General features: G+C 56.2%; 7 protein-coding genes. 1 reads left to right on the top strand and 6 read right to left on the bottom strand.

Annotation, left to right across the window (positions count from 1 at the left end; genetic code table 11):
* Positions 1-116: 116 nt before the first annotated feature.
* The 5 genes from EXR70_23565 to EXR70_23545 form a co-directional block, all read right to left on the bottom strand.
* Complete coding sequence (locus EXR70_23565) at positions 117-452, bottom strand: carboxymuconolactone decarboxylase family protein (protein ID MSP41475.1); 336 nt, start codon at positions 450-452, stop codon at positions 117-119.
* A gap of 116 nt (positions 453-568) precedes the next feature.
* On the bottom strand, positions 569-1492 hold the full coding sequence (locus EXR70_23560; GenBank protein ID MSP41474.1) for an MBL fold metallo-hydrolase: 924 nt from the start codon (positions 1490-1492) through the stop codon (positions 569-571).
* A gap of 388 nt (positions 1493-1880) precedes the next feature.
* Positions 1881-2411, bottom strand: a complete 531-nt coding sequence (locus EXR70_23555; GenBank protein ID MSP41473.1) for a Zeta toxin family protein — start codon at positions 2409-2411, stop codon at positions 1881-1883.
* A 72-nt stretch (positions 2412-2483) separates the two neighbouring features.
* Complete coding sequence (locus tag EXR70_23550) at positions 2484-4256, bottom strand: thiamine pyrophosphate-binding protein (GenBank protein MSP41472.1); 1773 nt, start codon at positions 4254-4256, stop codon at positions 2484-2486.
* A 268-nt stretch (positions 4257-4524) separates the two neighbouring features.
* Positions 4525-6294: a thiamine pyrophosphate-binding protein gene (locus EXR70_23545; GenBank protein MSP41471.1), complete on the bottom strand. Its 1770-nt coding sequence runs from the start codon at positions 6292-6294 to the stop codon at positions 4525-4527.
* Between the two features lie 124 nt (positions 6295-6418).
* Here EXR70_23545 and EXR70_23540 point away from each other — a divergent pair, with 124 nt between their 5' ends.
* The gene (locus EXR70_23540) at positions 6419-8002 is read left to right on the top strand and encodes a phospholipid carrier-dependent glycosyltransferase (protein ID MSP41470.1); all 1584 of its coding nucleotides are present in this window, start codon (positions 6419-6421) and stop codon (positions 8000-8002) included.
* Between the two features lie 184 nt (positions 8003-8186).
* Here EXR70_23540 and EXR70_23535 read toward each other — a convergent pair whose 3' ends face one another.
* Positions 8187-9365, bottom strand: a complete 1179-nt coding sequence (locus tag EXR70_23535; protein ID MSP41469.1) for an aromatic ring-hydroxylating dioxygenase subunit alpha — start codon at positions 9363-9365, stop codon at positions 8187-8189.
* Between the last annotated feature and the right edge of the window lie 217 nt (positions 9366-9582).

Genomic DNA, 9582 nt, shown 5'->3' with positions numbered 1-9582 from the left:
CATAAAGCTCCACTGTGAACATCCTTCCAGCCTCCCGATGCCATTCAATAACATCGAGACAGCCTACAGGACCGGTACACTTTTGACCCGCCATTTTCTGCCAGATCTTTGCCGGTTCAGTGGTACACTTTACGCCCGCGATTTATAGCAACCAGGGTTTCGCGGCTAATTTTATTTTTCTCAGCGTTGCGCACGCTGGCGGCCCATTCATGGATGCAGTCCAATTCACGCGACGCGGTCATTGCGGCCAGGGTGCGCACTTTCGGATCGAGTTTGCCATCGAAGCGCAGGTATCCACCCAGGCTGGCGGTATGGTCGGCGATGGCCGGGACATGGAGCAGTGCCGGAAAGCAGCCGCGCACCTCGCCACGGCTTTTGTCGATGGCTTCGTAACTAGCCTGTTGTTCGGGTGCCAACGATTCTTTCTTGTCAATTGTCGGAATGCGAGCCATCGCTCATCTCCAAATTTGTCTATGGTTTTTCAATCGTAATCGGTAATCTTTTCGTTTGGCTGGTGAAATCTAGATCGGGCTGGCATTACTTTCTCATCTCGAAATCTAGCAGCAAATCAAAATTCCATCAGGTCTTTGGCGATGAGCACCTGGCCGGAAAAGTGTTTTTTCACCTCCGCTGCCCACGGTGCGAAATCGTTACTACCATCGGCCCGTCCGCTCAGGTGTGACAGCACCAGGGTCTTGACGTTGGCGCGGGCCGCCATTTTTCCCACCACCTCAAGGCCCATGTGGCCTTCGCTGGCTTGTCGCATGATGCCGGCCTGTTCGGCAGGTGTCATCGCTTGCCATCGACCGTCGTTGATCATCGCTTGCTTCCGATCCTCGAACGAAGAAGTTTCGGTGACGAGCAGATCGGCGCCTTTCGCAAGTTCCGTGACGGCATCGCTCGGGCCGGTATCTCCCGTGAACACAATCACGCGGTCGGCCGTTTCAAAGCGATAAGAATAGGACTTGTGCTTGCCGGAAGCCGGGCCTTTATGGAAATCAAAATGGCTGTTTTCGACGGCGGTCACTTTGACGTTCGCGTCCTGGTAAATCACCCCGGTGCCAACATCATGACCGAAGAACATTTGGGCTATCGGTACGGTGCGACCTCCGTCGGCAATCCTGATCTCAGCGCTGATGGCGTAGTACTGCACGGCGGCCTTGACCAGATCTGTTGTCCTGGGCGGGCCATAGACGTTGATCAGTTTGGCTCGCTGGTTATCCCACGCCATAGACAGCAGCGTGCCAAGACCCGCGGTGTGATCGTCGTGATGGTGGGTTAGGAAAATAGTTCCGATGTCCCGAACGTTGATACCGGTTTGCGCTAGACGGCTTGCGACGCGGTCGCCCGCGTCAATGACATAATGTGTCCCGTTGACGGTTAGCAGATTGGACGACTGCGCCCGGTCTGCTCGCAGCGAAGGACCACCCGCTGTGCCGAGCGTGATGAGACGGGTGCCCGCCTTCGATGGCGCGACGCTCGTTTGCGCCATGCTTTCGTGTGCCAGCGCGATGATGTTGATGCCGATCAGGGTCGCGAATAACAGTGACGAAAGTTTTTGCACGTTTGCCTCCGTGTGGGAGGGCCGCAATATTCTTGTTTGCCTGCCCTCGTCGCGCACCATAAGCCGACGTTCCTAAGAATAGCAATCTGACTATCAGCAATTCGGAAATTAACTTTTCGGTTCATTCGGCTGAACCGAAAGGCGAGCTGGCGAAAGCGCGCCTACGGTTTCTCGGCGACAACTTTGCCGTTCTTCCAAAGATAGATCGGCGTGCCGTGCATGCGGGCGGTCTTGCGGGCCACCTTTGCGGCGCGGCGTAGCGCGCGGCCGACGGCGGCGGTTAGCTGGCGAGTTTCTTTACTTACTTTTGTTTTTTTCACGGACCTTGCTCCAAGACTCGGGGTTTGTCGTGAGAATTATCATACACCGTCCAATGGTCGGCCAAAAGACGATACACGTTTTCGAAGTTCAACCAACTGCGGTCGAAGCGGCGAACTACATCGGCTCTCGGAACGTTGTGGCCGCCCTGTTTAACGCGAGAGGCGATGCGGCGGAGGGCTAGACTTTTGGATGGTAGACGCAGATATACGATCTCAACTCGATAGCCGATCGATTTCCATCGTTTTAAACGATTGACGTAGGTAAGTCCGCTCAGCGTGCTTTCAAATGCGAAGTTCTCGCGCATTTTCGCCAGTCGATCGAGTTCATGCAAAAACAAACGGCCGGCAGCAAGATTTGCCGATTCAGGCCGCAGCGGCGAAAGTCCGCCGGCAATTAGGTCTGCGTTGACGAAGTGCACGATGGCCGCGTCTTTGGGTAGAAACTCTCTCGCAAAAGTTGTTTTCCCAGCCCCGTTGGGGCCGGCGATGATGATGCAAAGAGGGTTTTTGGAAACTACTTTGCTCATTCGGATTTGATTCGAAGGACTTAAACGAATTTCTCCGCGCCCCGGTTGGGGCGCGGGCTTGCGCTGCGTTCGTTAGCCGTGATTGCGCCGGTCGCAGATGGAGTCGATGAGTGCGGGCTTGCCTTGTTTGACTTGCTCGATGGCGCGCTTGAGCGCGGCTTTCATATCGTCGGGGTTTTCAATCGGCCCTTCGGCATACCAGCCCATCGATCGAGCTAACCCGGCGAAGTCTGGATCGGGGCCGAAAAGATCCATGCCGATGTGCGCGCGCGTTGGATCGGTACCGCGGGTTTTGGCGAGCACCAATTGATGGTTCCAGTCGTTGTAATAAGCGCGGTTGTTGAACATGACGACCAGCATGGGAAGTTTATATTTTGCCGCGATCCACAGTGCGCCGGCGTCGAACATCAGATCGCCATCCGGTTGGAGATCGACGACCAGCCGGCCGGTACCTTTGTTCGCCAGCGCAACGCCGAGCGATAATCCAATCTGCGTTCCTGTTCCCAACTCGCGGCCGGCGTGGCAATAGGGCCGATCGAAGTTCCATAGTTTCTTGCCCCAGGTTCCGAGATCGCCGGTGGTGAGCACCCAGTCTTCGCTTTTGATGGCGTCCCATACTTCAAGCGCCAGGCGCGGCACGGTCATCGGTTTTTGATCCCAATGTTCCTGCGCTTGTTTCGCCCATTTTGCGCGGTTCTCGGCGTGGCGTTTGCCGATCGCTTCGGCGCGCTTGGCGATTTTTTCTGGCAGGCCAGCCGTTTTGGCGATGCGTTCCTTCAACAATTTCGTTAATTGGGGCACGGCGGTAACCGGATCGGCGGTCATGCGTTGCTGCGCGTAGTACGGACGCGCGTAGTCCATCGACCATTTGCTGATTTCGATGTCGGTGAAGCCGATATCAATCCAGGTCGCGTTCGCCTGAACTTTGCTGACCACCGTGCGCGTGGCGATGTCACGCGTGTGTGTCGGTTTTTCGAAGTCGGCGATGTCGAGCGTGAGCACGACGTCGACGCCGTCGTAACAGCCGTCAAAGTCGGAGGTGAGATTCAATGGATGATCGGTGGGGAAATTTAGCCGCGAACCGACGTCCCAAACAGAAGCCCCCAAGGTTTCGGCGATCTCAATGATATGACTCCAGCCGTGCGGCGGGCGGGCGGCGAAGTCGGCGATGATCGCGACGCGATTGGCGCCGGCGAGAGTGTCGGCCGCTTTGATCAGCGCCGTCGGATCGGGCGACGGTGCGGTGGGCACGATGGCGCTGCCGGCGGGCGGCATTTCGACATCGTGATCGAGCTCGGCTTCTTGCAGGCCGGCGTCGTAGCACTGATAGACCGGTCCCTGGCGCGCGCTCATCATCACCGAGTAGGCGCGCGCGAAGGCGCCGGGGATGCCGTCGACGGTGGACGGTTGATAATCCCATTTGACGAAATTGCGGATCGCTTCGCCCTGCACATTCGCAGTATGGATCCAGTCGATAAACGGCCGGCGCTTGGGTTCGGCAAGCGGTCCGGTGGCGCCCATGATGAACACCGGCGCGCGGTCGAGATAGGAGTAATAAACTCCCATGGGCGCATGGAGCAGGCCGACGAGATTGTGCACGATGGCGATCATCGGTTTGCCTTTGACCCGCGCGTAACCATGGGCGATCTGCACGGCGATTTTTTCGTGTTGGCACAAAATCATCGGCGGATCGTTCTCGCCGTAGTTGACCAGCGAGTCGTGTAGGCCTCGATAGCTGGCGCCGGGATTGAGCGCGATGTACTCGATGTTGTAGCGCTTGATCATGTCGACGATGACGTCGGACTGCCAACGCTTTTCGGATTTCTTGATTGATGAATCTGCCATGCAGATGTCCTCCACGTAAGATTGTTAAATTCGATTAATCAGATTTCGGATTGTTAACCGCAAAGAACGCAGAGAACGCAAAGTTCGGAAAGTATCATTCTCGGCCACGGTCGCGTATCCGAATTCTTACTTTGCGTACCTTGCGTTCTTTGCGGTTAAATAATCTTCTCTCTTCGTCTTTTCCGTCCGAGGGCGCGATGAATCGCGCCCCTACAAATCGGATTTGACTCTGCGCCTTTTGCTCTTTTTGCGGTTAAAATTTCTTTTCTCACGCGTTCTCGCCGCGGCGCCAGACTATGGCGTCGACCAACGCCGGTTTGCCGGCCTTTACTTGCGCGATGGCGCGTTTCAATGCCGGAGCGATTTCCGCTGGATCTTCGATGGGGCCTTCGGCGTACCAGCCCAGGCCTTTGGCGATGTGGGCGAAGTCCGGCGGCGGCGATTCCAAGTCCATTCCTATATAAGCACGCTGGGGATCGGTGCCGCGCTGGTGCGCCATGTGAATCTGGTGCGCCCAGTCGTTGTAGTAGGCGCGGTTGTTGTACATGACGATCAACATCGGGATGTCGTATTTGATCGGCGTCCACAGAGCACCCAGGTCGAACATCAAGTCGCCGTCGGGCTGCAAGTCGATGACCAGCTTACCGGTGCCTTTGTACGATAGCGCGACGCCGATGGACATGCCGATCTGAGTGCCGGTGCCGAGCTCGCGGCCGACGTGGCGATAGGGTTTGTCGAAATCCCAAACTTTGTGCACCCATTCCTTGAGCGTGTTGGCGGTGAGTACCCAATCTTCGTCTTTGATCACCTGCCACATTTCGTGCGCCAAGCGCGACTCGGTCATGGGCCGCTCGCTCGATTCTTTCTTGACCTGCTCCTGCCACTTGTCCCACTGCTTGTTATGCCGTTCGCCGATGGCTTTCTTGCGCTCGCCGATACGAGTCGCCAGTGTTTTATCGCCGGCGATGCGTTTGCGTACTGCTTCGGTGAGCGCGGGAATCGTCAACGCGCTGTCGCCGAGCACACGGTGATCCCAATTGTGATGCTTGTTATAATCCGTCGCCCACTTGCTGATCTCGATGTCGGCCAAGCCGATGTCGATCCATTTGCAATCGGGCGAGGTGACGACAGTGACCTCGCGCGTCTGCGTGTTCAGCCTATGCGAGCCGCGGGTCCAGTCGACGACGTCCAATGCCGCTACCAGATCGACGCCGTTGAACGCGTCATTGTGAAAGCTCACGCTCAACGGATGTTTGTTGGGAAAGCCCAGTCGCTTGTTGATGTCGAACACCGACGCGCCGATGGTTTCCGCCAACTCGACCGTCGGCGCGTAGCCGATCGGCATGCGCGCGGCGTATTCGGTTAGCAATAATGGATTCTTCGCCGCCACCAACATATCCGCCGCTTGTTCGAGCGCGGAATTTTCCGGCGCGACTCGCGATGGCACTTTAACGGTGTAATTGGGCACCGTAATATTTTCCGTCAGCTTGGCTTCCTGCATCGCCGAGTCGTAGACCATATAGACCGGCCCTTGGGGCTCGCTCATCATGATCGAGTAGGCGCGCGCAAACGAATCCGGCACGCCGTGAATACTGCCCGGTTGATAATCCCATTTGGTAAATTGCCGCACCGCGTCGCCCTGGGCGAAGGCGGTGTGAATCCAGTCGATGAACGGCCGGCGATATTTTTCGTCCATCGGACCCGTCGCGCCGATGAGAAACACCGGGCTGCGGTCGATGTAGGCGTAGTAAATGCCCATGGGCGCGTGGAGCAACCCGACGACGTTGTGCACGATGGCGATCATCGGTTTGCCGCTGGCCTTGGCGTAGCCGTGGGCGATCTGCACGGCGATCTTCTCGTGATTGCACAGCAGCATCTCCGGCTTGTTCTCGCCGTAGTTGACCAGCGAATCGTGCAAGCCGCGATAGCTCGCACCGGGATTGAGCGCGATGTACGGAAAGCCGTACTGCTTTATCAGATCGACGATGATGTCGGATTGCCAGCGTTCGGTGGATTTTTTGATTTCGCTATCGCTCATGCAACTTTCCTCCTGGGTCCGGTTCGCGGGTTGTGAAACCGTTTCCGTCAATCTTATGGCAGAAAATCAGCCGCGAGTCATCACGAATGGGTATATTTATTAGCGCGCTCCAGCGCACCGACTGATGCGAGGATTTGCTTTTTTATCATCTACGTTCGAAGCTCACAACGAGGTGGCGATGGTAATTTCAATCGGCGCGCGTTGGCTGGTCATCGGGTTGGTGTTCATTGAGGCGTTACTGCTCTGGATCACCACGCGCTGGGGCATCGGGCTTTACACCGATTCGATCGTTTACGTCGGCGCGGCGCGCAGCATTCTCGCCGGCGATGGCTTTCAGTTTTTCAACGACATCGGCCAGCTCGCGCCGATCACGCAGTATCCGCCGGGTTATCCATGGCTGATCGCGGCGTTGGCGTGGACGGGATTGGATGCCCTCGATGCAGCGCGTTGGCTCAGCCTGTTTTTTTGCGCCGGCAACTCACTGCTGGTAGTGTTCATTGTCTATCGCTCGACATCGTCTTTGGGCGCGACGATGTTGGCGGCATTTCTTTCCTTCGCCGCTTTTCCGATGGTCTACGTCAACTCGCAAGCGCTCTCCGAGCCGCCGTTTATTTTTCTGACGCTGCTGAGCTTTTGCTTTCTCGCGCACTATTTGCAGGATGCCCACGTTCCATCGATTTACTGGTTCGCATTGGCGGTCGGCGTGAGTTGTCTGGTGCGCTACGTCGGTATCGCCGTCGGACTGACCGGCGCCGCGGTGATTCTTTTCCATGGTCGCGGCGATTGGCGCAGGCGATTCATCGATGCGGGCACGTTTTCATCCTTGTCGGCGCTGCCGATTGCCGTTTGGTTTATCAGAAATTATTTGCAGGCGGGCAATGCCGCCAATCGCACCTTCGGCTTTCACCTGCCGGCGCTGGCAGATCTGCTCCCTTCGCTGGACACCGTCGGTCAATGGCTTGTGCCGACAAGTCTCGTGGAAAATTCGCCGTGGCTGTCGCGTGCGTTTCTTTTGCTGGTGTTTTTGTTTTTCTGTTTTCTGGCGCGCAGAGTCGAATGGTCGAAGTCGTGGTATCCGCATTTGATGATTTATTGTGTGCTGGGTTACGGCGGCTTTTTGTTTATTTCTTTTTCGTTTAACGATCAGCCGCTCTATTTCGATACGCGGACTATGGCGCTGCCTTATGTTGCAGCGATGATTGTCGCGCTGTCGATTATGACGGAATGGTTCAGAAAATATCGCTCGGCGGAAAAATCCTGGCGCTGGTTTGCTTTCGATTGCGCCCTGGCGGTTTTGCTCGCGATTCAATTGGTCAACGGCGCGCTCTGGTTGCACTTGAGCTACGCACGCGGTATCGGCTTCGCCACCGACACCTGGCGCCAATCCGAATTGTTGCAGTTCGCCAAGAACGCGCCGCCATCGACACCGATCGTCAGTAACGCTCCCGATTTTATTTTCACATTAACTGGCAGGCGCACGACGATGATCCCGCACAAAGTCGATCCCTGGACTCGCCAGCCCAACAGCCGATACGAACAAGCGTTGGCCGCAATGCGCGAGCAATTGCAACAACCCAATGCGGTTTTTGTTTATTTCGACGACGACCAGCGCATCTGGTATCTGCCGTCGATCAAAGAATTAGAGACGATTCTGCCGCTGGAAAAAATCAAAGCCGTTTCGGACGGCGCGCTTTATGGAATGAAGTAAGTGGTCTCCACAGTGGCAAAGTGAAACTGGCGGCATAAGTGCCGTTAGTTTGCGTAATGTTCAATAAAATCCGCCGCAGGGGCGGGTCGCGATTCGCCCATCCCTTCTATACTTGGATAGCCTGCGCCGGTATGACGAATGATTGTCTTGCCTGTCGGGTTTCGACAATCCTGGCAATAAATTATTAAGCCTCTTGCTGCCGAGCCGCTGCGAACGAAAACGCATCGTAAGCGTTCTCTGGAATCATCCGGATCGTTTCATCTTTGGCGGGATCGCGGTTCACGCCGACCGGATCGTTGCCGGCTTGCACCGCTTGAATCTGCGCTCGTAACAAATTTCTAAACATGACGACGCCGCGGTCGCCTTCGGCCAAGTGTTCCTTAGCGCGGTCGGCGATGGGGCCTTGAGTTTCCCAGGCCATATGGTCTTGGCTGGTGAAGTTGTCCATGTGGAACTCGCCGCGTTCATCGGTGGTGCCGATTTCGACCAGCGCCGCTTCATCGGGCTTGGCGACAATGGCGCCATTTTTGTCGGGCATGAAACGGTATTGATTCACCATCGTGTTGTGATCGTCGATGGGCGTGCGGAAATGCAACGAGTAGCCGGTGCGCACTGGCACGAATAGGATATTTGGAAACACCAACGGATGGGGCGTTTCGGCGGGCGCATCTTTGTCGGCGAAGATTCTTTGTTTCTGAATGCCCGCCCAGGTTGGATGAATCTGTAAGTCGAAATCGATCTTGCTGACCATGCGATAGTGAAACGGCACATGGTCGGGATCGCCCTTGAGTTTGAGCGTGTGCGAATGGAGAAAATAGGTGTGCGTCGGGTCGACGGAGTTTTCCATCGCTTGGAGCCAGTTGCAGCGCAGCGTTTCGCATAGATCGACCTGCTTTTTGCCGTCCAGGCGCACGAGCAAATCCCATTTCGGCAGCAGCGGTTTTTTGTCCGCCGGTCCCATGTAGGCGAATAGCAAGCCGCCGAGTTGCTCGACGGGATAGGCGGTATGCTGAATCTTTTCTTTGAGGCCTGATTCGGGATTCTCAAACGGCTGGTCGATGCACTTGCCGCAGGCATCGTACTTCCAACCGTGATAGGGGCAGCGGATACCGTCGGCTTCGACGAATCCGTAGTAGAGCGACACACCGCGATGGGAACATTTGTCGGCGACCAGGCCGTATGAGCCGCTCTTGTCGCGGTACAGGACTAAATCCTCGCCGAGGATTTTAACCCGCTTCTTGGGTTTAGCCGCGTTCAGTTCGCCGGTGGCGGCGACCACATGCCAGTAGCGGCGCAGCATTTCTCCCGCCGGCGTGCCGGCGCCGACGCGCGTCAGTAAATCGTTTTCTTCCTGAGTTAGCATGGCTAATGCGCTCCTTGTCGATAACGACGGTACGTGAAATCGGCGCGACGTGTCAACGACGATTCGGATTCATGTTGTAGCAAAGTGATTATGTCAGGGGTTAACGGCAACGTAATTATGTCAGGGTGGAAGGATGACAACCCTGACAATGAAAGACGAGAAACGACTAGACGTAATTCAACGAGTATATCGCAGCGAGATCACCGTGGTTGAGGCC

It is taken from the genome of Deltaproteobacteria bacterium (assembly GCA_009692615.1).
Lineage (GTDB): Bacteria > Desulfobacterota > Binatia > UBA9968 > UBA9968 > DP-20.
Note: the sequence above shows the minus strand (reverse complement) of the source record. Positions and strands in the feature narration are given on the sequence as shown.